This is a genomic window from Sodalinema gerasimenkoae IPPAS B-353, from assembly GCF_009846485.1.
Taxonomy (GTDB): domain Bacteria; phylum Cyanobacteriota; class Cyanobacteriia; order Cyanobacteriales; family Geitlerinemataceae; genus Sodalinema; species Sodalinema gerasimenkoae.
The window spans coordinates 4085762-4109457 of record NZ_ML776472.1 but is presented as its reverse complement, the minus strand read 5'-3'; the positions used below and the strand labels follow the sequence as shown (position 1 = coordinate 4109457).

The 23696-nt window shown below is 50.4% G+C and carries 18 protein-coding genes, 1 tRNA gene and 1 CRISPR repeat array; of the genes, 6 read left to right on the top strand and 13 right to left on the bottom strand.

The window, feature by feature from the left end:
- The first annotated feature begins 80 nt into the window (after nucleotides 1-80).
- On the top strand, nucleotides 81-1709 hold the full coding sequence (locus L855_RS17750) for a serine/threonine-protein kinase (protein WP_159790259.1): 1629 nt from the start codon (nucleotides 81-83) through the stop codon (nucleotides 1707-1709).
- Here L855_RS17750 and L855_RS17745 read toward each other — a convergent pair.
- Both L855_RS17745 and L855_RS17740 read right to left on the bottom strand, forming a co-directional pair.
- Entirely contained in the window at nucleotides 1706-2689 is a 984-nt protein-coding gene (locus tag L855_RS17745) for a DUF1517 domain-containing protein (RefSeq protein WP_159790257.1), read from the bottom strand. The genes L855_RS17750 and L855_RS17745 overlap by 4 nt on opposite strands.
- 100 nt (nucleotides 2690-2789) lie before the next feature.
- A tRNA-Thr gene (locus tag L855_RS17740) sits at nucleotides 2790-2861 on the bottom strand.
- A gap of 151 nt (nucleotides 2862-3012) precedes the next feature.
- Here L855_RS17740 and L855_RS17735 point away from each other — a divergent pair.
- The 3 genes from L855_RS17735 to L855_RS17725 are packed head-to-tail and all read left to right on the top strand — an operon-like array spanning nucleotide 3013 to nucleotide 5753.
- Nucleotides 3013-3240, top strand: a complete 228-nt coding sequence (locus L855_RS17735; protein ID WP_068789795.1) for a DNA-directed RNA polymerase subunit omega — start codon at nucleotides 3013-3015, stop codon at nucleotides 3238-3240.
- Between the two features lie 57 nt (nucleotides 3241-3297).
- Nucleotides 3298-3942, top strand: a complete 645-nt coding sequence (locus L855_RS17730) for a hypothetical protein (protein WP_246199018.1) — start codon at nucleotides 3298-3300, stop codon at nucleotides 3940-3942.
- Nucleotides 3943-3956: 14 nt separating this feature from the next.
- Complete coding sequence (locus L855_RS17725; protein WP_159790255.1) at nucleotides 3957-5753, top strand: tetratricopeptide repeat protein; 1797 nt, start codon at nucleotides 3957-3959, stop codon at nucleotides 5751-5753.
- Here the strand turns inward: L855_RS17725 and L855_RS17720 are convergent.
- The 3 genes from L855_RS17720 to L855_RS17710 form a co-directional block, all read right to left on the bottom strand.
- Nucleotides 5750-6055, bottom strand: a complete 306-nt coding sequence (locus tag L855_RS17720; RefSeq protein ID WP_159790253.1) for a DUF3143 domain-containing protein — start codon at nucleotides 6053-6055, stop codon at nucleotides 5750-5752. The two genes, L855_RS17725 and L855_RS17720, sit on opposite strands and share 4 nt — an antisense overlap.
- Before the next feature lie 66 nt (nucleotides 6056-6121).
- On the bottom strand, nucleotides 6122-6601 hold the full coding sequence (locus L855_RS17715; protein WP_159790251.1) for a J domain-containing protein: 480 nt from the start codon (nucleotides 6599-6601) through the stop codon (nucleotides 6122-6124).
- 108 nt (nucleotides 6602-6709) lie between these two features.
- Nucleotides 6710-7558, bottom strand: a complete 849-nt coding sequence (locus L855_RS17710; protein WP_159791172.1) for a hypothetical protein — start codon at nucleotides 7556-7558, stop codon at nucleotides 6710-6712.
- A gap of 459 nt (nucleotides 7559-8017) precedes the next feature.
- Here L855_RS17710 and L855_RS17705 point away from each other — a divergent pair, with 459 nt between their 5' ends.
- Entirely contained in the window at nucleotides 8018-8890 is an 873-nt protein-coding gene (locus L855_RS17705) for a polysaccharide pyruvyl transferase family protein (protein ID WP_159790249.1), read from the top strand.
- A gap of 173 nt (nucleotides 8891-9063) precedes the next feature.
- Nucleotides 9064-12753: a CRISPR direct-repeat array (repeat unit 37 nt; unit sequence GTTTCAATTCCTCAAAGGAATTTTAGGGGATTGCGAG).
- Between the two features lie 264 nt (nucleotides 12754-13017).
- On the opposite strand, the gene cas2 is transcribed toward L855_RS17705, so the two are convergent.
- Genes cas2 through L855_RS17665 form a run of 8 tightly spaced genes read right to left on the bottom strand, consistent with a single transcriptional unit; the run spans nucleotide 13018 to nucleotide 22691 of the window.
- On the bottom strand, nucleotides 13018-13290 hold the full coding sequence (gene cas2, locus L855_RS17700) for a CRISPR-associated endonuclease Cas2 (protein WP_159790247.1): 273 nt from the start codon (nucleotides 13288-13290) through the stop codon (nucleotides 13018-13020).
- 14 nt (nucleotides 13291-13304) lie between these two features.
- A complete protein-coding gene (gene cas1d / locus L855_RS17695; protein ID WP_159790244.1) occupies nucleotides 13305-14312 on the bottom strand; it encodes a type I-D CRISPR-associated endonuclease Cas1d in 1008 nt (335 codons plus the stop codon).
- Nucleotides 14313-14339: 27 nt separating this feature from the next.
- Nucleotides 14340-14924, bottom strand: a complete 585-nt coding sequence (gene cas4, locus L855_RS17690) for a CRISPR-associated protein Cas4 (protein ID WP_343039324.1) — start codon at nucleotides 14922-14924, stop codon at nucleotides 14340-14342.
- Nucleotides 14921-15787 carry a CRISPR-associated endoribonuclease Cas6 gene (gene cas6 / locus L855_RS17685; RefSeq protein ID WP_159790242.1) on the bottom strand — a complete coding sequence of 289 codons (867 nt, stop codon included), beginning with the start codon at nucleotides 15785-15787 and terminating at the stop codon, nucleotides 14921-14923. Before cas6 ends, cas4 begins: the two co-directional genes overlap by 4 nt.
- Before the next feature lie 3 nt (nucleotides 15788-15790).
- Nucleotides 15791-18079 carry a type I-D CRISPR-associated helicase Cas3' gene (gene cas3, locus L855_RS17680; RefSeq protein WP_159790240.1) on the bottom strand — a complete coding sequence of 763 codons (2289 nt, stop codon included), beginning with the start codon at nucleotides 18077-18079 and terminating at the stop codon, nucleotides 15791-15793.
- Nucleotides 18066-18866, bottom strand: coding sequence for a type I-D CRISPR-associated protein Cas5/Csc1 (cas5d, locus tag L855_RS17675; protein WP_159790238.1), 801 nt, complete (start codon nucleotides 18864-18866; stop codon nucleotides 18066-18068). The genes cas3 and cas5d overlap by 14 nt, the downstream gene beginning before the upstream one ends.
- Nucleotides 18867-18891: 25 nt before the next feature.
- A complete protein-coding gene (cas7d, locus tag L855_RS17670) occupies nucleotides 18892-19908 on the bottom strand; it encodes a type I-D CRISPR-associated protein Cas7/Csc2 (RefSeq protein ID WP_159790236.1) in 1017 nt (338 codons plus the stop codon).
- Between the two features lie 56 nt (nucleotides 19909-19964).
- Nucleotides 19965-22691, bottom strand: a complete 2727-nt coding sequence (locus L855_RS17665) for a CRISPR-associated protein Csc3 (protein WP_159790234.1) — start codon at nucleotides 22689-22691, stop codon at nucleotides 19965-19967.
- A gap of 126 nt (nucleotides 22692-22817) precedes the next feature.
- Between L855_RS17665 and L855_RS17660 the strand changes: the two genes are divergently transcribed.
- The gene (locus tag L855_RS17660) at nucleotides 22818-23678 is read left to right on the top strand and encodes a helix-turn-helix transcriptional regulator (protein ID WP_159790232.1); all 861 of its coding nucleotides are present in this window, start codon (nucleotides 22818-22820) and stop codon (nucleotides 23676-23678) included.
- Nucleotides 23679-23696 lie beyond the last annotated feature (18 nt).

Below are 23696 nucleotides of genomic sequence, written 5' to 3'. Positions count from 1 at the left end.
AAGAGATTGCCCCTCTTGCCTCTTGCCTCTTGCCTCTTGCCTTCTTTTCCCCTGTTCCCTATTCCCTATTCCCCCTCTCCATGGCACTCGTAAACCAACGCTATCGAATTCTGGAATCTCTCGGGCGAGGAGGCTTTGGGGAGACGTTTCTCGTCGAAGATACGCAAATGCCGTCCCGACGGCGGTGTGTGCTGAAGCAGCTTAACCCCAGCAGTCGGGATGCGGCAACTCAGCACCTGATTGAGGAACGCTTTGGCCGAGAGGCGGCGATTTTGGAGTCGTTGGGGGATAATCATCCGCAAATTCCTCGGTTGTATGCCTATTTTAAGGAGAATGATCAGTTCTATCTGGTTCAGGAGTGGATTGAGGGGTTAACGCTGACGGAACGGCTGAACCAGCAGGGACGGTTATCGGAAACGGAAGTCCGAAGGCTGTTGCGGGATGTGCTGCCGGTGTTGGCGTTTGTGCATCAGCAGCGGATTGTTCATCGGGATATTAAGCCCGATAACATTATTTTGCGCGATCGCGATGGCAAGCCGGTCTTAATTGATTTTGGGGCGGTGCGGGAGACAATGACGACGGTGATGAGTGTGTCGGGATCTCCCACCAGTAGCATTGTGATTGGGACGCCGGGGTTTATGTCCAGTGAACAGGCGGCGGGCCGGCCTCTGTTTTCGAGTGATCTCTATAGTTTGGGGTTGACGGCGATTTTTCTGTTAACAGGGAAACTTCCTCAGGATTTGCCGAGTGACCCTCGGACTGGGGAGATTTCTTGGCAATCCCTGCTAACGTTACAGGATCGCCGCTTGGCGGAGGTTTTGGAGCGGGCGATCGCCTCTCATCCTCGCGATCGCTTCCCCAGTGCCAATGAGATGTTGGCAGCGTTGGAGGGGTCTGCGTCTGCCCCGGTTGCGCCCACAATGCCCCCTCCGACTTATTATGAACCGACGGTGGCAGTGGCTCCCGGTTGGCAGGGAAGTGGCCCCCCTGAAACTCAGGTGACGCAAGCGGTTACGCCTAGGGGGCCCGATCGCACCTCCCCGAGTCCAGGGGGGTATGGTTCTGAGTCTTCGGGGAGTAAGAAGGGGGTTCTACTGCTGGCCCTGTTACTGGGGGTCATCGGTGGGGGGATGATGGCAACGATGGCTCTACAACAGCGCGATCGCGCCGGCCGTGATGAGGGTCCGGTGGTGATCTCCCCCACGCCGGAACCAACGCCAGACCCGACGCCAGAACCGACGCCTGCGCCCACTCCGACCCCGACGCCCACCCCAACCCCGACTCCTACGCCAGAACCCACGCCAGAACCCACGCCCACGCCAGAACCCACTCCAGAACCGACACCGGAACCCACCCCAGAACCTCGTCCTTCGATTCGTGATGCTACCCAGGATTATTATTCAGTCCTGGGTGGGGATGATACCTACAATCTCAGTCTGGGCTGGAATATGCTATCGCAGCGAATGCAAAATAATTCCAGGCTGCATCCTAATGGGTTTGATAGTTATCGAGACTGGTGGGGGAGTGTGGATGAGGTGCGGGTGAATGAGATCCGTATTTTGGAGGAAGATCGCGATCAGGCCCGGGTGGAGGTGAGTGTCACCTATCAGATGGAGGATGGCCGGGTGTCTAATGACCGACAGCGGCTGGTTTGGCGCTGGCAAGAGTCGGGGAATCTCTGGGTCATTGATGGCACGGAACGCCCTTAGAGGGAAATGAGATGGTCGTTGTGGCAGACGAGTTCCTCTTTGGTTAGGTTTTTGCCTAACTGGTTGGGATAAACATACACTTCTAGTTTCCCGAGACATTGAGAATCCAGGGCGGCTAGGGTTTCTAAGGCCTGTTTCTGTTCTTCCTCTGAATGGACCGGGGAGAAGATGGGTTGCAGATGGTCCGTCACGAGGATGAGGGTAACAAGGACATATTCACTTTCGCCCTCGGATTCTGGGGAAGATTCGGGCCGGTTCTGACGCTCTTCTAGGAGGGTCAGGTGTTGGAAGGCTTTGTTGACTCGTTCGGCTTGGTTGTAGTGAATGGAGTTGGCCCAGATATGGGTCCAGGATTCTGGGTTCCGTAGTAGGGCGAGGGCGGTGTCTTGGAGTAATTGGGCGCGATCGCTCGCTGTCCTGGGTTTGCGCTGGGACAGGGTCAGCAGTTCGCTATGGAGATTGTCAACTTGGCCGAGGAGGGCGAGTTGTAGTTTGGTGACCGTTGCGCTCCCCCAAGTATCGGGGTTGGGGGCTGCTGGCTGGTCGTCGTTGGAGTTATCCTGAAATTCTTGAACTTGGCGGATTAGGAATATCGCCACGACGATGAGCGCAATCAGAAAGTCAAAGAAGCTTAGGGGACGGGAGCGGCCGGAACTGGTCCCTGAGGAGCCACCAATTCTTCGACTGCTGCGACTCCCGGAACGAGAACGGGAGGAGCCACGAGAACGAGAACGCCCAAAAGACCCACCTCGGCTACGGCCGCCACCGCCACGTCGGGCTTCGACTTGTTCTAGGCCGAGTTCTAGGGAGGGGTTAGAAGGGGGACCGTTAACGTGCAGACTATTGACGGAGAGAACAGCCAGGAGACTGGTCAGGAAAAGGAGCAAACGCTGCATGAGGCTGAGCCGGAGGTCTTTCCGAGGTGAGTCGTCTAGTCCCACGTTAGCATCGGAGTTTGTGGGGCTGTGTTGTTGAACCATGACCCCTGGGGCGATCTGGGGTGGAGGCGATCGCCCTAGACATTAGACCTGTCAACCAGGACAGGCGCATGGCTGGTGATTAGGTAACGTTTTATGAAAAAGCCGATGACGAGATTTGAACTCGTGACCGCTCGATTACGAATCGAGTGCTCTACCACTGAGCTACATCGGCAAACGATTTACGATTATAACATCTTTTGGGGAGCTGTCAACCAGAGCGATGGAGAAAATTGCAGAAAATCTAGGGCCGCGAGCAGACCGGAGGCAGAGAGTTTGTTACACTGGGGGGTGTCCTCTTGTCTGAGCCTGTACAGCGAAATCTTATGCAGAAACGCACTCCCCTCGAAACGACTAATTTGATGCGTCGCGCGGAGGAACTGGTCGACGCGGCGTCGAACCGTTATCGTATCACTGTCCAGGTGGCGAATCGTGCCAAGCGACGACGGTATGAGGATTTTGATAATTTGGATGAGCCGGGGATGAAACCGGTGGTGCGGGCGATCGTGGAGATGTCCGATGAGCTGACACAACCAGAAATTATCGGCGACTAGCTTCAGGTGCTGTTGCTGACTCTTAATTTCTTTGTTTTAACCTTTGTTTGAACTGTCATGTCTTCCCGATTGCAGAAGCGATTAACGAATGTGCTGGTGATTGCCTTAAGCCTGATGGCGTTGACGGTGGTGGCGGCCCGTGGAAGTGAGTTGCGATCACAGTTCGGGGGACAGGAGCCGGGGTTGATGCTAGTGCAACGACCTCGGGATACTCGGGATCTCTGGCGACAGGTGTATGAACTGATGCCAGAGTTACCCCGGGAGAATCATTATGTGAGTCGGGAGACGGGGGAGGTGGATGAGGAGAATACGCTGATCTCGCGCCTGATTCGCTATCACATTTTTGTCAAGGGACGACCTCATCCGTTTCGTTTGGATTGGCGGTTAACTCTGGCGGATTATTTGGGGGCCTATGAGCGCATGGGGGCTGATACTTATCCGGGGGGGAATGTGTTGACGGAGAACCCTTTGGAAGGGGATCAGGCGGCGATCGCCAGTTTAACGCGTCAGGAGCGCGATCGCTTGGTTCATGTGTTGACGAGTATTTTTAATCCGAATTATCTGTCTCTACTGGAACAGCAGGCAAACCGAGAGTTGGCGGAGGTGCAGGAAACGCCGGAGGAGCTGGACTGGGATGATGCACCGCAACGCCGGGTTCCGCGACTGCCACAGTCGGGGGATGCGGAGTTACTATTGCCATAGTTGGGGGTTGAGTGATGTCTGATCGCGATCGCTATTTGGCGGTGATTGATAAGATTCTGGAGAGTACGCTGGCGGGACGGGTGCGCTCGGTTGAACAGGTATATCAACGGCTGTTACGGGAGATTCGTCCGGGAACGTCGGAAATTTTTGAGCGGTGTTTGTTGGAACGTCGGGGGAGTTTGGAAGGCTCGGCGGGTTCGTCGTCGAAGGTGACGCGCAAGTTGCGGGCGTTACAGACGATTGGGGGCCAGTATCAACGCTGGGAACAGGAACATCAAACGACGGCGGCGGTCACTTCGACGCTGAAAACTCTGGTGGAGGCACCGCCGGAGGAGCGGTTGGCGCTGTTGGTGGGGGTGCTAGACCCGAATCAGGAACGACCTTGGAGTGGCGATCGCCTTAAGCAGTTGGCCGAGGCGTTGCAGAGGCAAGATGAGAATCATCTGCAACAGTTGGGGTTAGGCTTGCGGGATGGGTTGGCTCGGTTTGCGGAGTTGGAAGGGGATTTGGTGAGTTGGATCTATGAGGGGGGAAATCGCTCGATTGGCTTTGGGGAGGCTCAGCAGCAGCCTGGCCCCTGGCCGCTTTGGGCGCGCAAGACGGAGGCGTATTTCCCTCGGGAGCTGTTTTTGATGTTGCAGCAGGGGGGGTCGTTGGGGGAGTTGGCCCAGCGTCATCTGGATTTGGGCGATCGCGCTTGGCTGGAGTTGGCGGTTTTGTTGCAGGGCCTGCAGCGGGGCTTGGTGCTTTGGTTCGATCGCCAGCCTTATAGTGCCAAGATGGGCAAACAACTGTCGGTAAGTACGTTTTTGGTGTTTGCGTCGATTTGGGGCCAGTTGTCTCAGGGGTTTATGGCTCGTGAGCGGTTGACGGAGTGTTGTTTTCAGATGACGTTGCAGATTTTGCGTAGTTTTGCGCAGCGGGAGACGTTTCCCCTGTATGGGGGGGTGTTTGCGTCGCTGTCTGGGGAGTATTTGCAGCAGACGTTGGCCTATTTGGAGGTTCCGTTGAAGCGGGTGGAGGGAACTCAGGAGAAGGCGCGGATTCTGACGCTGTTGGGCTATTCTCAGCGGGCGTTGGGGGATTATGAGCGGGCGGAGGCCTTTCATGAGGAGGCGTTGGAGATCGCGCAGCAGGCGGGCGATCGCCCTTGTGAGTTAGCGAATTATAATCATTTGAGTCGGTTGTGTTTGTCCCGCAAGCAGTACAGCGAGGCCATTGATCGCAGTCAGCGGGCGTTGATTTTGTCGCGCCAGGTGGGCGATCGCTTGGGGGTGGCAAATGCGTTGGTGAATTTGGGCTATTCGGAGGTGTTGGCGGCGCAACAGGTGGAACGGCTCGATGAGGATCTCTCGGAACGGGCGCTAGGCTATCTGGAGCAGGGGTTGGATTTGTCGCAGCAGTTGGGCGATCGTCAGAGTTTGGCGCTGTGTGATTATAGTTTGGGGTTGGCGCATCTGTTGCTAGAACGACCATCGACGGCGGTGGGGTATTTGCTGAAGGGGGTGGAGGCGGCCCAGTCGTCGGGGGATTTGTTTTTGCAGGGGTTGAATTTGGCGGCTCTGGCAGAGGGGTATTATCAGTTGCAGGATTGGCTGCGGGCAGTGACGATGGGGGCGATCGCGGCGTATGTGTTGCAGCAAATTGAGGCCAGTGAGTGGCGACAGGCGGCGGGGGTGTTGTCGATTTTGCGCGGCCAGTTGGGGGAGGCGGAGTTTGAGGGTTTGTTGAGTCGGGGGCGATCGCAGATTATTGCGGTGATCGGGGTGGATGGCTATGATTATCTGCCGCAACTGTTGCAGGAGTTTTAGGGGCTGCCGAAGATGGCTTGTTCGACCCCGTCGCCGAAGACGGCTTCTTCGATGTCTTCTCGGCTGAGGGAGTATTGGAAGGAGCGGGAACGGCCTTCGTCGCTGCTGGGGCTGGCGTTTTTGTCGAGGTAGCGCACCACGAGGCGATCGACGTCGAGCCAGATGTCGGCGTTCCATTGGGGGCGATCGACGTGCCAGTGGTGCAGTTCTTGGGGATCTTGTTCACAGCCGAGCGATCGTAGCCAATTTTCGATCTCGGGGAGGGGGTGGTTATAGAGCGGTGTGTCAGCAGAGGGGGTCATATCGCGCAACAAAACTTAAGATTCTCTCTATCCATTGTAGGGGAGAAGACGGGGGGAGGCTAGGCGTTAGAGGGGATCGCCCCGCCAGATGGCGATGCCGATGGCTAGGAGAAGACAGCCGAGGAGGGAGGCTCCCATGAGGAGCAGGGCGAAGAGTTCACCGGGGGAAAGGGGGCGATCGATGGGATCGAGGTAGGCGTGGTTGGGGGAATGGCCGGAAGCGCCTGGGGGGCGGTTGAGGGGGGAACTCGGCTGGATGACGGAGATGCGGGAATAGCGAATATTTAGGTCATAGGCGGCCCGACGCTCGGGGTTACTGAGGGTGGCGTAGGCTTCGTTGAGTTGCTGAAACTTCCCTTTGGCGATGTGGGGGGGAAGGGTAGTGGTGTCGGGGTGATAGTGTTTGCTCAGTTGGCGGTAGGCTTGGCGAATTTCGATGACGGAGGCGGAGGGATGGAGTCCCAGGAGGCCATAGTAGTCTTTGGCGATGGCGGCGAGGCGATCGTTGAGGGTGTGTGAGTTAGGTTGGGCGCGATGCTGTGTCACGGCGCTGAGGGAGTGGTTTGAGGTCTCCCCATTTTAACTGACAGGTCGTGGCTTGAGGAACCGTAGGAGGTTCTAACTATTGTTAGCACCAACTATTTGGCTTCTTGTTTACTTCTTGAAAAGACTCTTGAATTCTTCGTCTTGCGCTCGTTGTCGCCGCAATCTCAACAGACGATAATAAAAATTGAGCTTATCAGCCATTTTTGAAATCGCCTTACTCATTAAATTTTGTTGAGGATACTCAATTGTCTTGTGTTCTTCAAAGTATTTTGTCTTGTCTGTTAAGTTTAACTTACCCTGTTTTATTCTCTGTTTTTCGATTTTATCTTTAAAAAAATCAAATAATTCTGTTCTATCAAAGCCAAAGTTTAACCCGACTTTTGAAGCAGCTAAACCCATGGCATACCCCTCTCCACTATATAGTCCTTCACTTTCAAATAAGTAAGACAGTGTTTTCCAGACCCTAAAAAATTCTACTTCTTTGCCAGACTGGCGGCGTAGCATAAACGAAAATTCATGCAACCATTTAACATTCTCGATATCAACTTCTATTTTCTCTGCTATTTTCTTGACAAGTTGACTTTTACGGCTATTATTCATGCTGCCTAAATGCTTCACTAAGGCACAGCCCGCTCGACCTGTTAATCCTGGATTCCAACTTAAATCATCAGGAACCGGACTCAAGATTCGCATGTCGGCATCCATAAACATACAAGATTCAAATAAAGACAGTGATTTCTCTAAGACTAATCGCTTATCATGGTAGCCCTTAACAGACTGTAAACGATGCTCAAATGCTAATACTGAAGAAAATTCAGAAAATTCATCTGGTTTGTCAGTTAAGATGACAAATGGGACTCCCGGAGCATACGTTTGAATATCTTTGGCTAACTCTCTAGCGTGCTTTCGGTAGCGCCTGCCGACACTTAATGTACAAAAACAATAGCTGTTAGACATGAGTTCTAGGTTTTTCATTGTTTGGAGTATGTGATTATATTAGGAGGAGTGAGTCTTGGACCAATAACTTGGTTCTATGGAATTGGATTTGATGTATAGCATTATACATTTTATTGAAAAAACTTGAAACACAGGTTTCAGTCAGTCTATTGTAAAAGTCAGATCCGTCTTATGTCAACTCAATATCGTCAGGCATGAGCCTAGTGCAAATAGATGGTTAGCCGAAGGAACTCCATCAAGGTCTACTCCAGATGGCCTAGATTTGAGCTTGATGGGCAGCTAGAATCTCGTCGAGTGAGCTAAATGGAAGTGGTAGTTGCCGAGATTACACTAATCTGAGCTAAAGGGAGTTACCGCTTTACTTAAGCTGTCCTCTCTCCACCTCTAGGACAGCTTGACGTGATAGGAAATTCTAGGTAAAATGAAGTAGTTTAAACTAAAAGCATCTTTTATAAAACCATGAGACTATGTTATTACAAGTTGCCGGAAGGTTTCAATAATTTTGGGGACGAGCTTAACCCTTGGATCTGGAATCAACTCATTCCAGACCTGATCGATGATGATAATAGCCTGGCTTTTGTGGGAATTGGTACGCTCCTAAATGATAATTTGTACTCTCGTACCCGTTGGGCAGATCGTAGAGTTATATTTGGGACAGGGGCAGGTTATGGTAAAGACGTGTTAAAGCTGGATGACTCCTATAAAGTCTATTGTGTGCGAGGGCCACTTTCGGCTCAGGTCTTAGGATTAGAGGAGAATCTAGCGGTTACTGATGGGGCTGCGTTAATTCGTCAGCTATTTACGAGCACCAACGAGAAAAACTATAAATTCTCGTACATGCCCCATTATGAGCTTGCTGGCCCAGGTTGGGAAACGGTTTGTAAAAACTTAGGATTTGGCTATATTGATGCTAGGTCGGACGTGGAAGAAGTTTTATCCTTAATTAGCAAAACAGATATTTTAATAACTGAAGCGATGCATGGTGCGATCGTTGCTGATGCCCTTCGGGTTCCTTGGATACCGGTTGTCACCAACCCCACGATTTTACCTTTTAAATGGCAAGATTGGTGTGCATCTATTGGAATTGATTATAATCCTTGTCATATATCTAGATTGTATCATCCAAAAGAAAAGCTAGACTTGCTAACTCCTATTCGTAAAATTAGAGATAAGAATAGACAAAACCGAGCGGCTATTGCTTTACGGAAAGTGGCAACGAGTCAACCTCCTTGCCTCAGTCAAGACTCTCGCATCGAATGTCTCACTGAACAGCTTCAAGAAAGGCTTAACACGTTTCGGGAAGATTTTAAGAATGGCTTATTTAGGAGTTGAAATCAACACTTTTTGTGAGGGTAAGTTCTCTAAAATGAGATTTCAAAAAGTAGAAGGGAATTGCGAGAATATATATAGGCAAAAATAGCAAAAGAAGAACCACTTATTTCAATCTCTCAAGGGGATTGCGAGGTGAACCCACAGTTCTTTAAGCCCTCGAGGTGGCTGCCAGTGTTTCAATTCCTCAAAGGAATTTTAGGGGATTGCGAGTAAAGGGCTGAGCGATTTTATTACACTTCTGACTGTTTCAATTCCTCAAAGGAATTTTAGGGGATTGCGAGGTCCCCTGAAACCCGCTTCACGTATGGGTTTGTTTCAATTCCTCAAAGGAATTTTAGGGGATTGCGAGGACATTTCTTCTCCCCTGAGATGTTATGCCTTTCTGTTTCAATTCCTCAAAGGAATTTTAGGGGATTGCGAGTTGCTGTGGCATCTCCGGATTTATCCGTTGTCGATGTTTCAATTCCTCAAAGGAATTTTAGGGGATTGCGAGGGGAGTTTGCCCCCGCTGGAACCTTTGACGGCGGTTTCAATTCCTCAAAGGAATTTTAGGGGATTGCGAGCTCGGAGCAATTATCTAATGGGATTTTTGAATTTCAGCGTTTCAATTCCTCAAAGGAATTTTAGGGGATTGCGAGTCACAATCAATAGCAGGAAAAGAAAGGCGACCAGGGTTTCAATTCCTCAAAGGAATTTTAGGGGATTGCGAGAGGGTTTATATTTTGGATGAAGCCGGAATCTTCCTCGTTTCAATTCCTCAAAGGAATTTTAGGGGATTGCGAGAACGTGGCAGAGACTCGGCTGGAGCGACTGGAGGCGGTTTCAATTCCTCAAAGGAATTTTAGGGGATTGCGAGAGTGGAAAATATCGAGCTGGATATATTCAGCAACAGTTTCAATTCCTCAAAGGAATTTTAGGGGATTGCGAGACCCGGGCAGCCGCTGAAATCCCCATGGGAGCGACGTTTCAATTCCTCAAAGGAATTTTAGGGGATTGCGAGCCGGGGAGAAAGAAATAATAGAAATACCCGGAAAAGTTTCAATTCCTCAAAGGAATTTTAGGGGATTGCGAGAATAACAGAGGGACGAAAAGGCTCCCAAGAAATAGGTTTCAATTCCTCAAAGGAATTTTAGGGGATTGCGAGGGAGAAGTTGGCAAAAATCGATTGTTTCCACGGAAGCTGTTTCAATTCCTCAAAGGAATTTTAGGGGATTGCGAGGAATTTATTTCAAAGTATCCTCAAGCTGATCCAAGGTTTCAATTCCTCAAAGGAATTTTAGGGGATTGCGAGTTCCCAGATAGGGATATACTCTGTTTCTTCATCCTTCGTTTCAATTCCTCAAAGGAATTTTAGGGGATTGCGAGGAGGTGGCCATGTGGCGACAGTCTAAGCCTCCTCAGTTTCAATTCCTCAAAGGAATTTTAGGGGATTGCGAGCTTTTTACGATAATCCTTCTAATCCTTTATGTTTCGTTTCAATTCCTCAAAGGAATTTTAGGGGATTGCGAGTGATCAACATTCCGGTGATCCACCGCAGCCCAGCAGTTTCAATTCCTCAAAGGAATTTTAGGGGATTGCGAGATCCATAAGCCACACGAGGGCTTCAAAGTAGAAAGTTTCAATTCCTCAAAGGAATTTTAGGGGATTGCGAGAAGATTTCCACCCAGTCTTGATCGGGGTCGTAAAGGTTTCAATTCCTCAAAGGAATTTTAGGGGATTGCGAGTCCTCAAAGGCGGCCGGCGCGATTTTTTCTTGGGGCCGGTTTCAATTCCTCAAAGGAATTTTAGGGGATTGCGAGAAATACCAGTGGCGATCGCAGAGGAAATATCCACAGAAAAGTTTCAATTCCTCAAAGGAATTTTAGGGGATTGCGAGTTATAGAGAGCGACAAGCTCAAAATGCGAAAGAGAAGAGAGCGGAGGTTTCAATTCCTCAAAGGAATTTTAGGGGATTGCGAGATGTTCAACGAGGCGTTTAAGCGAGTTCAGAATAGTTTCAATTCCTCAAAGGAATTTTAGGGGATTGCGAGTGAACGCTTGCACTCGTCGTCTTCTAGTCTCTGCTTTCTACGCGTTTCAATTCCTCAAAGGAATTTTAGGGGATTGCGAGAGCCTATCAAAAGAGGCATAGGCACGAAAAAGTTGTTTCAATTCCTCAAAGGAATTTTAGGGGATTGCGAGTATAGGTGTTTTCTTCGGTTGTTTGGGGTTCAAGGTTTCAATTCCTCAAAGGAATTTTAGGGGATTGCGAGAGGGGAATGGGAAGTCGTCCATACCTTTAGTAATGGTTTCAATTCCTCAAAGGAATTTTAGGGGATTGCGAGCACTATTTTTGTCGATCTCCCTTTATGGCGTGGGGTTTCAATTCCTTAAAGGAATTTTAGGGGATTGCGAGGGGCAAGAGGTATTGCGAATCAATGCTGCCAACGAAGGTTTCAATTCCTCAAAGGAATTTTAGGGGATTGCGAGTGGGCATTCTTCTGGGAACTTATATTCGATGGGAGTAGTTTCAATTCCTCAAAGGAATTTTAGGGGATTGCGAGTTGTACTTTCCGAATCTCCTGCCCGCGCTGATTTGGCGGCAGTTTCAATTCCTCAAAGGAATTTTAGGGGATTGCGAGCTCGCGTCTGTACTCCTGGGTGCAGTACTAGCCACCAGTTTCAATTCCTCAAAGGAATTTTAGGGGATTGCGAGCTTTGACGGCTTTCGCTTTACCTTCCATCAGGATTCCTTCCAGTTTCAATTCCTCAAAGGAATTTTAGGGGATTGCGAGATCGATGCTAATCGTATGGAATTTGAATTCTCTGGCGTTTCAATTCCTCAAAGGAATTTTAGGGGATTGCGAGTGAAATTTCACCTACCCCCTCAGCCGAAACATAGGCGTTTCAATTCCTCAAAGGAATTTTAGGGGATTGCGAGTCGTTTATCGGTATCAAGACTTGGAGGGACGATCGTTTCAATTCCTCAAAGGAATTTTAGGGGATTGCGAGATGGCGAGTGCTGGGGCGAAGCCCCAAGAGGTGAGTTTCAATTCCTCAAAGGAATTTTAGGGGATTGCGAGTCAGTTCCCCACCGCTGCACACTCCAGCAGCTATCGTTTCAATTCCTCAAAGGAATTTTAGGGGATTGCGAGTCGATGATATCTTGCTCTGCCAACATCGCTCATTTTCGTTTCAATTCCTCAAAGGAATTTTAGGGGATTGCGAGCGTGCCACTTGTAAGATTTTGTCGCGTTTTTTAGTTCGTTTCAATTCCTCAAAGGAATTTTAGGGGATTGCGAGTGCTCTGTTTGGACCAACATCGCTCATTTTCGACTTCCGTTTCAATTCCTCAAAGGAATTTTAGGGGATTGCGAGCCGAGGAACCATCAGCAGATACGGGCGTAGGCAAAGTTTCAATTCCTCAAAGGAATTTTAGGGGATTGCGAGGTGCTCCTATCGATTTGAAGGTGTTACAGCATAGGGGTTTCAATTCCTCAAAGGAATTTTAGGGGATTGCGAGAATTAAAAGATTTAGAGATCAACATCGACGATGAAGTTTCAATTCCTCAAAGGAATTTTAGGGGATTGCGAGTCAAAGTACTATTCCTTCAAAGATTTGTACAAAGCGTTTCAATTCCTCAAAGGAATTTTAGGGGATTGCGAGCCCAAGAGAAGCACCTGGTCATGCCTATCCAGATTAGAGTTTCAATTCCTCAAAGGAATTTTAGGGGATTGCGAGTGGGATTGGCAGCCGGAGCAGATTCGGGAGCTGTTGTTTCAATTCCTCAAAGGAATTTTAGGGGATTGCGAGACTGTCGGCGTAGCTAAACGCACTCTCATTTATGTTTCAATTCCTCAAAGGAATTTTAGGGGATTGCGAGGCCTCCCTTCCAGAACCCTGACACTATGCGGTTTTCAAGGTTCATTTGCGCGAGACCCCCCAAGAATAACACCGATCGCCCCAAACGGGCAACCTCAGCCCTGAATCGAAAACCCCAAAACGACCACCCCATAAGCATTACAGAGTTTGCGCGAGACCCCCCTAGCCGTGAAATGCCCGAAACCCAGACCCCATCAGCTATCCAGCCCATTTTCAGTAGTGCCTCGTTCATACAGCTACCCTCTCGCGCAAACCGTAATATTCCTTAACAAAAGAAGACCGTCGTATCCATCGGTGGGGGACAACCAATCCGTTCCACTGTTCCCTGGTGCTTGCCCCTGAGAAAATAGAAGAGGATATTGTCCGTCTCCGGCTGAATCAAGCGTTCGAGTCGTCCCCGCAAGCGCGCATACTGCATCTCCGTCAAATCACACTCAAAGACACTGAACTGCATCCACTCACCATAGGACTTGAGAATCTTATGAATCTTCGTCCGGCGCTTGTTCTCAGAAATATCGTAGCAAACGACCACGTGCATGGTTCCTCATCTCCCTAACGCAACACCAACGGCGGATAGGACTCAATCTCCCCCATCAAGAACTTCGCCAAGAGTCGTCCCTGAATCTCAAACGCCTCCTGATACGTGCATTTGCGCCCCATCACCGGATGCTTAAACTCCGACTGCTTTTTCTCCTCATAGGCTCGTAAAAATCGCTTTAACCCGTCTTCTGTCAGGGAAACCGCCCCATTTAACGGTTCTTGCTCAAAATCTCCCAAACTCAAGCCGTTGGGCTTCTTCAGCAGACTCAACACCATAGCATCCACCACCAAAGGCCGAAACTCCTCCATCACATCCAACGCCAAAGAGGGACGACCGTAGCGTTCCGTGTGCAGATACCCTAAATAGGGGTCAAAGCCGACAATGTTCAAGGCACTCTGAACATCATGGCGCAACAGGGCATAGCCCAAACTCAGTAAGGAGTTCACCGGATCTTTCGGCGGACGGCGATTGCGATGGGTAAACTCAAAGGGCGTTCCTTGCAGAAGTTGGTTGAACACTCCAAAATAGGCCGCACTGCCAGCCCCCTCATAGCCTCGTAACTGTTCAATGGTGGGGGTTCGGGGTAACGCGGCGATCGCCCCCTCCAACTGAGAAATCGCCCCCGTCACATCCAATCTATCGCTATCCCGCTGCTTCCGTTGCAACAAACTACGATAGTTCTTCAACTTCCCGCGCACAAACCCCCGTACCGCCACCAGGGACGTAGCCGTGTCTCCCGCCGCTGTCCATTGTCCCCGACGGACAAAGATATTGCGCGTCACCTCCGGTTCTAACCGTCCCCGATATTTGCCATAGCGCGTCAGAAAACTCAAGGGGATATTGCGTTCGAGTAACACATCCACCACCGAGGGGGACACCGTGGCCCGTCCCAACACCACCACGCCCTGCAATTTCAACAGAGGAACATCCACCAGTCGTTCCCCCCGATGCTTAATCTGCAAGCGTTCATCCAACTTGCCCAAAAAGACATCTTCCTGAATCACATACATCGTACCCATGACCGATTCTCCTTATATATGTACGAATTAGACTTCTCGATAGCGGGCCATCTTCGTCGCCGCCTGAGGGAGACAGCGATCGAACAAACTACAGCCACGACACCGTTTCTCATAGACGGCTGGGGGACAGTCCCCCGTGGTGAGGAGTTCTCGAACTGCCTCCAGGGTGGCGATCGCCGTCTCCCGTAACTGTGGCGACAACTCCACCTCCCGCCGCCGCCGAGACTGCAAGGAATACACATACCCCTTGCGCACTGGGGTTCCCGTCATCTCCTCCAAACACAACCCTTGCGCACAGACTTGTAAATCATCGTTTTCCCAAGGATTCTGCTTCCCCCGTTTGTACTCCACGGGATACAACTCCCCCTTCTCGGACTCCACTAAATCCGCTTTTCCTACTAAGCCGTAGCGTTGGGAACTCAACCAAATTCCACGCACCTGCCAGGCTTCTTCACGAAATCCCTCACCTACTGTATGCACCCGTTGATGCCAAGTAGTCCCTTCCACGGTATAGACATTGTCCACAAACTCCCCGGCGCAAAACATGCGCCAACAGCGATGGGGACAATAGGCATAGTGATTCAACGCCGCAATTGGAATTTCTAACATCATGACCTCCGAGACGAAACTGCTAATGTCATGCCCATTCCCATACTGGTTTTGCGTCCAACTCCACAGTAAAGGGCATAGTTACTGAGCGTGTTCAACGCCTTAATGGTGGCTGGTTCCACATCGCCTAAAATTCGGAAATCAATGCGACCCACTGCCCCAATAAACTTGCCAGACTTCCCTTTTTTACGAAATTCAAAATCTAGAATGTCGGTGCGAATATCGAAGTAACAAGGAAAAATATTGTCCGTAGAAAACCCCGTTAATTCAATGCCACTATACCGTTTCCAGGAGTTATGCAAACTGCGAAACACCGACTCAGGGGTAGGTAAGGATGTGTCATATTTCTGCTGACGAAATGCCACAGGAGTCGCCAACTGAAAATTTAGCCGCCGATTGGAATCAGACGCTGTTTCATAGAGTTCCTGATAAGAATAAGCATTAGCCCAAGGTTGAGTTGATTGCGGCGTGCCTAGGATACTGGTGATATGCAAATTGGCTGCCCCCAAATGCCAAGGTTGCCGGGGATTGAGATTGAGCCATAACTGGCTGAGTCGCCCAAACAGTTGGTCATCTAGCAGCGATACTCGCCACCAACAGGGGGTTTGGGCAGCAATGGGATGCTGATATTGTGCTTTGAGAATTGCTGGGACTTGAGGGGGGGAGTCACGACGACTCGGGGGCAGTTTTTGCAGGGGAGAACTGGTAAAAGCTTTGGTTGTTTTTTGGTCATGGAGAGTCGTCGCCAACTCCGGATCGACGGCGTTAACTGCCGTGATAAATAGGGCATTGAGATGTCGTCCGGTGGCGTAGTCAGGGGGGATTAGGGTTTCGGGAACGAAGTTAAATACAAGACTATAAGGCATGGGTTAAATACACCAAAATTCTTCATTATCAGGACATTTTAAGACAAATCCCGCTGAGGCGATCGCCAAAATGCCATCTAGGCTGGGAAAAAAGCAATAGGTTGCCGATTCTCCCCAAGCATCTTGAACGGTGATGGGATACGATGCTAATCCCTGTTTTTGCAGTTTACAAATCGCCCAACGATTGCGACGATGTTCTTTGACAATTACCCCTGGCATTAAGGGGGGAGTCAGTTGAGATAATAGGGCAGTCGGACGGATATCGTCCCCAATCATGCGAGTAATTTCGCAGTTGGGAAAGGCTGAGAGTTTTGCGAGTTGCGTATTACTAAACTCTTCTAAGTTCTCGACCTGTAACCGAAACCTGAGTTGATAGGTTTGGCAGGCACGCTCTGTAACAACGATGCGATCGCCCTCACTTGCAAACTCATAAAATCGCAACAAATGCAAGGGGTCTAAGCTAGTTTCTCCACAACTATCGAGTAGGTAGCCCCGAGGGTCTTCAATGGTGACATTCGGCAAAATACTATCTCGAAATCGAAAGAGGGGCGCATAGCTGATGTTCAGCACAATGGCATACTCTTTGAGTTTCTGAAGAACCTTGGCAGACCCCAAAATATCTAACTCTAGTGCCTCTAAAGACTGGTCACCTCGTTGAACTTCCTCCCAGTCTTCTGGGTAATAAGCCTGGATAAAACTCTTAACTAAATTGCGACCGCCCTTGATATATTTCCAGTCTTTGGAAAGTTTACACGTTTTCTTTTGGGCGATATTTTCGGCGCCTTGTAAGATTTTCATCCGCTGACGATAGTACTGCCAATCTCGGTTTCCACCTAACACCCATTGTAGCGTTTCATACAGCACCACAATTAGGTCAGCCCCTGGTGTTTTCTCTAAACTGGTTTCCAGTTCCAAAAGAGGACGGGCAATTTCTAAAAATGCCTCTGAACGCCAATAAACATCGAGAAAGGGTCGCCGCAGACAGTCCAACTGTTCCAGGGTTTCTGCAAGCTGTTCTCGTCCAGTAATCCCATCTGACTCGTTCAATCCATCCTGCCAAGCGGCTTCCGGTAAATAGGCGATCGCCTGGGAAGGAATCTGGGTTTCCGGTTTCCCCAAAACCCGTCCCACTCGACCCAATCGCTGCCAAAATGCAAAGCGATCGCGCGCCGAAAAAATGAGCCAATCTAAGTTTTGGCGATCGCCCTCAACCTCCCGTTCAAAATTAAAGCCCACATCCACCGTACTGGTAGCTAAAATCACCGGTTTTTGTGCCGCATCATGGCGCTTATCTTTAGGCGTATCTCCAGTAATTCGTCCACAATTGTCCTGATAGCCTCGCGCCTGTAACCCGTCATTAATGCGGTTGAGGGTATCCTTAGAATCTAAAATGACCGCCCCCTGTTGCTTAGGAAACTGTTGACGGCGATCGCACACCTGTTCAACCAGTGTTTGAATCATCTCCTCTTTCTCTAAATAGGGACGAATCTGCAATGCCACCGCCGTTTGCGACGGTGTCACTGAACCCACCGTCGCGCGACCATCGACTCGGTGAATGCGAACCCCCGACTGTTCCAAAACCTTCAGCGCCTCATCACAAGCCGGTTCTGGCGTTGCCGTCAACAAAACAACTTTGCGATTATTTTGGAAGTAGCCAAACACCTGAGACACCACCAAATAAAACAGCAAACTCACCAACTGTTTGGCATCATATAGATGAAACTCATCAAAAATTACCGTCGCAAAACTGCGATAAAAGACACTGGCAAGATTACTGCGATCAAGGGCATTGTACTGAAAAAATGCCGCGTAATAAAAAATGTCAGGATTCGTCACCAACAGCAGCGGACGACCCCCGCCACATTCAGGAAACAAAATCGAGGGTTCCCGCAACACATTGTAGAGTTTTTCCCCCGATCGCCCTCCCACTCGATCGCTTCGCCAACTCTGAATCTGCCGCGCGGACGCAGCTTTCACCACATGAGGTAGTCCCGCCGCCGCCACAAAGGCTTCAGCAGCGGCTGTCTGTTGGTCAATCAAGGCATTGGTGGGGGCAATATACACCGCATTTCCTTGGGGATTTTCACAAATGACACTCAAGCCAGCCTTGGTTTTTCCGGTTCCTGTCGGCGCTAAATCTATCAATACATCATGAGTTTTCGCCGCCTCATATAGCGCCCGTTGATGCTGTAAAATCGTGCTGCCAAAGACTCGTTTCAGGCCCGCCGGTAAACCGACATCATTCCCCACCGCAATGTCAGCGGGTTCAAGGGTTAAATTAAGGGGTTTCATCAGAATTTCCTCCACAAAAGGCCACATCCGCCGGACAAGTCCAGTCCCCCACCCGCCAAGCCGGACCGCGAAATTGCAGGTTTTTCAACAGGGGGGCCGGAGGAATGGAGATCACATCAAAACGCAGTAAATCGAACTGGGGGGGTAAATCCGCTGCATTAAGATAGGTATTACAGGAATAGCAGTCCGGCGGCAGCCATTCCACGGGCCGGGGATCACTCACCTCCAGGCGAACCTTACTGGTGAACTTCCCCACCCGGATATACTCCGGTAACTCTCCCTCCCCAAACACCAAGGTCTGAAAGCGATTTCCCCGTTCAATCATCCGCAACCGTCCCGTTTGGGGAAAATTACTGGGACGATAGGTGTTGGGTTTCTTCCCCGTCCGATTTAGGGGCAAGTCTTCCCGGGCCGTGGCCACTCGGTTGTTGGTCATGGCATACCAGTAGGAATCAGAAAGGGCATTAAACCGTTCAAATCGGAACGAGGGACCCTGGTTAACGGACCAAGCGGGGAGGATGTAATGCTGTCCTCTTAAGGGCGTTAAATCCTCAAAATAGCGGGGTTTCCCGGTCTCTTTGCCTTTTAGGCGATAGGGCGATCGCGCCCAACCGAGGGCGTAGGCGAGGGCATAATTGCCGATCACCCCTTCGGTGTAGTAGGTGTCCGACAGTTCCTGCGAGGCAAAAAAGATGGGTTCGGCACACCAGAGTTCCACTAGACGGGCCTGGGAAAAGGGGGAACCCTGGGGTGGAGGATTGGCTAAACTGTTTTCAACTTGGGTCATGATGGCAGTCTCCTTTTGTCTCCTTTTACGATTTGGCCTTGCGTCCTTTATTGCTGTCGGCTTTGGCTTTAACTTTGACCTGACGATAGGGTTCGTAGGACTCATCCAGGCGTTTGAGGAAGTTGGCCTGTTCCTCTAAGGACCAATGGCGATCGATATCCTCAATCAAGTCATTGAGTTCTTCAGAGGAGAGTTTCATGGAAATACCGCGTTTCTGAGTCCAAGTGTCGAGAATTGTCTGAGTTGCCTGAGTTAAAATCTTGCTATCCAAGGGATGTTCGAGGCTGACCTTCTCTTGAAGGAGATGGTCATACACCCCTTGCACTAATTCCAGGGAACTGGGTAATTCGGCAATGCCGCCAAAGACCCCTAAAATTTGGTTTTCCATCCGTCCCACGCGGCTGGAAACTGCGCCGTAACGAGTCGTTAGTAACAAGTTGCCCAGGGCATAACGCAACTCATCGGCGGTGACATCTTTGAGCGTTACAATGTCAAGAAAATGAGTCCCTGGCTTGATATATTCACTGGTGTTGAGGGCGGTAGATGCTTTCCCCTGTTCGTCGCGCATCGTGCCATTTTCAAAAATTGCGTTAATGGTGCGATCGCCCACTAAATCAGTCGCCGGTAAAACCGTAAACGCATCCTCCGTCCAAACTCGACTTTTTTGCGCTCCTTCACCGCCAGCGGCAAAGCCATAGAGGAAACAATCGATGCACAATTCACAAGGGGCATTGGTATTGAGAGAACAAATTGTACCTGCTTTGGGTGCCGTCTTAAGTAACTCATGATTGCGCAAGAATTCCCGTCCCCGCCGCCGTTCCGGGGCAATCTGTTTACGCTTAGTCATCAACAAGCGCGGAATAGAAGTCGTATCTTCCAAGCCAGCTTGAACATACTCACTACACATCGGTTCCCCAGTGCCTTCAGTGCGAAAAATGGTCTCAGATTTAGTGGTTCGCAAGACTACAACGCCAATCGTGCGTCCTTTGGGAAAGTTTTCGTACTCTTGAGCGAGAAAGGGGGTTAAACGTTCGATAGACATGATAAAAATTCTAAGTTTGAAGGGTTAACAAGAGAAATCGTGAAATTGAGATGCCCTTAAGCTGAGGTCGTTTCAGGGGAAGTTTGAGAAGACTCGGATTCAGAAGTTTTCTCCCGTTCTGCCTTGATTTTTTGACGCGCCTCCTGCAAGAAGAAAAGATACGCCGCTTCCAGGGTTTTGCCATCCGTTAGCAACCGTTCTGGACGGCAATCATAGACATCTTCAAACATCTGTTTGAGGACATCGTAAAAGGCTTTAATCTGCTCATACTTGGTGGCGCCAACTTGATGTTCACGAATCCGATCTAAGCGATTGTGATATTGCTGAACTAGGGCAGCAAACATCGTCTCCCAATCGAGATGAGATTTTTTAGATCGCACCGCTTTCAGGAAATCGCTAAAGGGTTCTGTTTGAGCAGTTCGGCGAAAGGAACTGCCTCGCAGGGTGGCTGACTCAGCCAGATAGGCCGCTCGTTTCAGGTACTCAGACACCTGTTGATGTTCTTCAGACATAAGGCTCTCCAGGAGTTGATTAAGGGGGGTAGAAATTTTATGCCATAGATGCTCTAAATGGGGGTCATCTTGTTCCCGTAAAATCCAGCGCAAGAGGACATGATAGAGCGTTAGGGGTCGAACTGTGGCTCGGGCAAGCTGATAGAAACAGTCGTCTTTTTTGCGTAAACTAGAGACGGCGATCGCCAACTCCCCTAAACAGCGCAAGCGCAGCAAAACTGTTTCAGCCGTTAAGTGTTGATGATTCTCAGTTTTTAACAACTGTCCCTGGCGATAATATTGCCCATCTCCTAACAAGGGACGTAGGGATGAAGGAATCCCATCGACGCTGGCAAAATACTCCCAACTGGGTTTAAGTTCTAAGTTGGAACTAACCACAAGGGGAAACCCCATATCCAGCGCCAAACTCATTTCTAACCCTAAGCGTAAGGATTTTAAGAGGGCCAACGAGGAATTGACCTCTCCCCAAAGAATGGGAATCGTCACCGTCCCATGGACAAACTGGGGACGTTTCGGAACTGCGAATCCCACCACTTTATTGGCTTTGAACACAACAGCATGATCTCGATACAGTTGCAGTTCATCGACAGTGACGGTTCCATCTTCATTGATTTCTGCAAGCCGTTTTAGAAAACTCCGCCAAATCCGCCGTAGTTCCAGACTCGACCCTGGGGGGAGGGCAAAATGTAAATAGAGGGGATCTTGTTTCACCGTTTTAGGGAAATTCGACCCCACTGCCATGAGTTGATAACTCAAAGCCGAGAGGGCATCCCCCCGCCGTTTCGGGTCGCCACTCATACCGCCGGGGAGACGATTTGAAAAGGACTGAACCTTAGTTCCAGGGGGCATTTGCGGGGATTTGAGTTCACCAATTTCACCCGTCATACTACCCAAAGAACAGCGTTGACGGGGGTTGGCTTGGATGTAAGCGTTCAGTTGCTTAAAGCCGCTGAACGGCTGACTTTGGGGTAGGTTGAGTAGTTCTCTGACCGCTTGGATGAGGTCTTCGGAGACGGTTTCCTCCCCTTGGCTGCGACGCCGTTGGAAGGAGTCTTCAATGGCCTGTTCAATGGTCTCTAATCCCCCCTTCACGGCTTTAGCAGCAAATAAACAGCGGCCATATTGGGCGTTAAAGGGTTCGAGGGCTTGACGCTGTTCCGGGGAGAGTCCCACGGTTTCGGCAATGCTGTCCCAAGCTAACTGGGGAGACACACCGGCTTGGCGATAACTGAGATAGGCGCATTTCAAGGCTTCAGATTGGGCAAATTCCTCAGCGTTGGAGACAGGCTGTAATCCGAAGTTGGCGGCTGCGCGGACCGCTTCGGCATCGCTACTATATTTGTGGATGTCTTGGGCCACTTTCTCGGCTTTGTAGCCTTTGGCTTTTTTCACCAAGAGGGCGGCGATTTGTTCGAGGGCTTCGTCTGGATTTTGTTGGACGGCTTGGTCATCGATTTTGATGCCATCTTTGCTGGGTTTCACCAGTTGTGCGACGTTCGCGCCAAAGACGGCATCGATTTGACGTTGCCATTGGCGGGCAATGGCGGGGGCCAGATCCTCCTCGGGGAAGGTTTCCCCTAAAAACAGTTGACCATCGGGGTTAATGGTGAGGGGGATGAGGTTGCTAGCCACCAGGACTTGTTCACAGGCCCCCAGTAATAGGGCGGTGAAGTAGCCGCGATCTTCGGTCAATCGGACTTGGAACAGGCGATAGGGCCGTTGCAGGGCGACGGTTAATTCGGTTTCAACTTTGCGAATCCGTTTTGCTTCCTCAATGCCCAAGTCAAATAAGTCTCCCGCCACCAAGAGGGCGGCCTGGCGGTTGATGTCCGGGTCTTCGGGTAGAAACCGCATTCCATCGCTGACGTTATGGCCCGAATGCCGTTCAATGAGACGACGGACGAGTTCTAAGTCGTCGTCGCTACGGATAAACTGACCGACACAGGCGCGATGGAGTTGTGCCTCAAGGAAGGGGCGATCGCGGGCCAAGGTTTTGACGTTGCGCCCCTGGTTATCGAGTTTGTTGAGGTCGTGAACGGCGGTGGCGGCCAGGATGTGCGATCGCCTCTCCTCAGTCCACCCCGCCAGGCCACTCACCGTTAGGACAAACTGACAGGCGGAATCGAGATGTTCGGCTAAACTCCGCCGGGCGCGAGTTCCATATTGGGCGTGTTGGCCGTGGTTTTCATAAAGTCGGGGGCGAATTTCGCTGAAATATCGCTCTTCCAGGTTGGGCGATCGCCCCTTAATCTCGTCACATAAACGTAACATCCATTTAGGTCTCCCTAGACTGCAAACTTCAGTGCAACTGGGTCAAAATCCTTTGTTTGTAACTGCACTTGATTTATAATGGCATATACGACCTAGACTGTCAACACTGCACGTATAATTTGGTGAATGTCACGGAAAAAAGAGACCATTACACTGTCAATTCCCCCAGGAACCAAGGCCAAATTGGAGGCGATCGCCCGTCGGTTGGGCATTATGTGGGGCAAATCCCCCAGTATCTCCGGCCTCATCGTTGCCATTGCCGAAGAAGACTATGAACTCGGCGAAAAATTTACACTGACACCGGAGCAAATCAAGGTGCTAGACCATGCCACCCAACTCCTAACCGACACCGGATTTATTGCCGAAGCCGAAACCCTCTTACAACTAATGCTCGATCGCGGCAACCTGGATTCCCCCAGCCGTCAGGCATTCATGAAAAAACTCAGTACCACAGGACAGGCCTGGCGCACTCTCGTCGAAGACTATCGCCAAAAACGTCAACCGTTTCGGGTTCTCTATCGCAATGCCAAGGGAGAGGAGTACACCTACACCGCCCGTTACGTCCAGTTCGACTTCCACGAGAAACGCTACTATCTGCAAATTTGGTGTGATGAGACGGAAGATGTGCGAGATAGCGACTTTCCCGAACTGAATCACAACCGCTGTTTACGGCGCGATCGCATCCAATCTATTATCCCCACCGATGTTCCCTGGCGTGAGGAGGGTTTGGACACCATCAAAGTACACTTACACTTTTATCGTGGCTTAGCAAAAGCCTATGAAGGCCGTGAGGTTGACATTGAGGATGAGATGGTTGATGACGTTCGCCGGGTGGTGCGTGAGGTGGCTAATCCCTTCTGGTTGCTGCGAGAGATTCGCCGCTATGGCCCAGATTGTGACATCATCTCACCGCCTCGCTTGCGGGAGTTGCTGGCCCAGGAACATTATCAGATGTGGCAACGCTACTCCAATCCTCCCCCATCCTAAGGGCTACGGGGCTAGTAG

Bases quoted from the DNA above. Each gene is read 5' to 3' on its own strand.
- cas2 (WP_159790247.1), bottom strand. From the start codon at position 13,290: ATGCACGTGGTCGTTTGCTACGATATTTCTGAGAACAAGCGCCGGACG.
- cas5d (WP_159790238.1), bottom strand. From the start codon at position 18,866: ATGACCCAAGTTGAAAACAGTTTAGCCAATCCTCCACCCCAGGGTTCC.
- L855_RS17720 (WP_159790253.1), bottom strand. From the start codon at position 6,055: ATGACCCCCTCTGCTGACACACCGCTCTATAACCACCCCCTCCCCGAG.
- L855_RS17665 (WP_159790234.1), bottom strand. From the start codon at position 22,691: ATGTTACGTTTATGTGACGAGATTAAGGGGCGATCGCCCAACCTGGAA.
- L855_RS17750 (WP_159790259.1), top strand. From the start codon at position 81: ATGGCACTCGTAAACCAACGCTATCGAATTCTGGAATCTCTCGGGCGA.
- cas7d (WP_159790236.1), bottom strand. From the start codon at position 19,908: ATGTCTATCGAACGTTTAACCCCCTTTCTCGCTCAAGAGTACGAAAAC.
- cas6 (WP_159790242.1), bottom strand. From the start codon at position 15,787: ATGCCTTATAGTCTTGTATTTAACTTCGTTCCCGAAACCCTAATCCCC.
- cas1d (WP_159790244.1), bottom strand. From the start codon at position 14,312: ATGGGTACGATGTATGTGATTCAGGAAGATGTCTTTTTGGGCAAGTTG.
- L855_RS17660 (WP_159790232.1), top strand. From the start codon at position 22,818: ATGTCACGGAAAAAAGAGACCATTACACTGTCAATTCCCCCAGGAACC.
- L855_RS17735 (WP_068789795.1), top strand. From the start codon at position 3,013: ATGCAGAAACGCACTCCCCTCGAAACGACTAATTTGATGCGTCGCGCG.
- cas3 (WP_159790240.1), bottom strand. From the start codon at position 18,079: ATGAAACCCCTTAATTTAACCCTTGAACCCGCTGACATTGCGGTGGGG.
- L855_RS17725 (WP_159790255.1), top strand. From the start codon at position 3,957: ATGTCTGATCGCGATCGCTATTTGGCGGTGATTGATAAGATTCTGGAG.
- cas4 (WP_343039324.1), bottom strand. From the start codon at position 14,924: ATGATGTTAGAAATTCCAATTGCGGCGTTGAATCACTATGCCTATTGT.
- L855_RS17745 (WP_159790257.1), bottom strand. From the start codon at position 2,689: ATGGTTCAACAACACAGCCCCACAAACTCCGATGCTAACGTGGGACTA.
- L855_RS17730 (WP_246199018.1), top strand. From the start codon at position 3,298: ATGTCTTCCCGATTGCAGAAGCGATTAACGAATGTGCTGGTGATTGCC.
- L855_RS17710 (WP_159791172.1), bottom strand. From the start codon at position 7,558: ATGTCTAACAGCTATTGTTTTTGTACATTAAGTGTCGGCAGGCGCTAC.
- L855_RS17705 (WP_159790249.1), top strand. From the start codon at position 8,018: ATGAGACTATGTTATTACAAGTTGCCGGAAGGTTTCAATAATTTTGGG.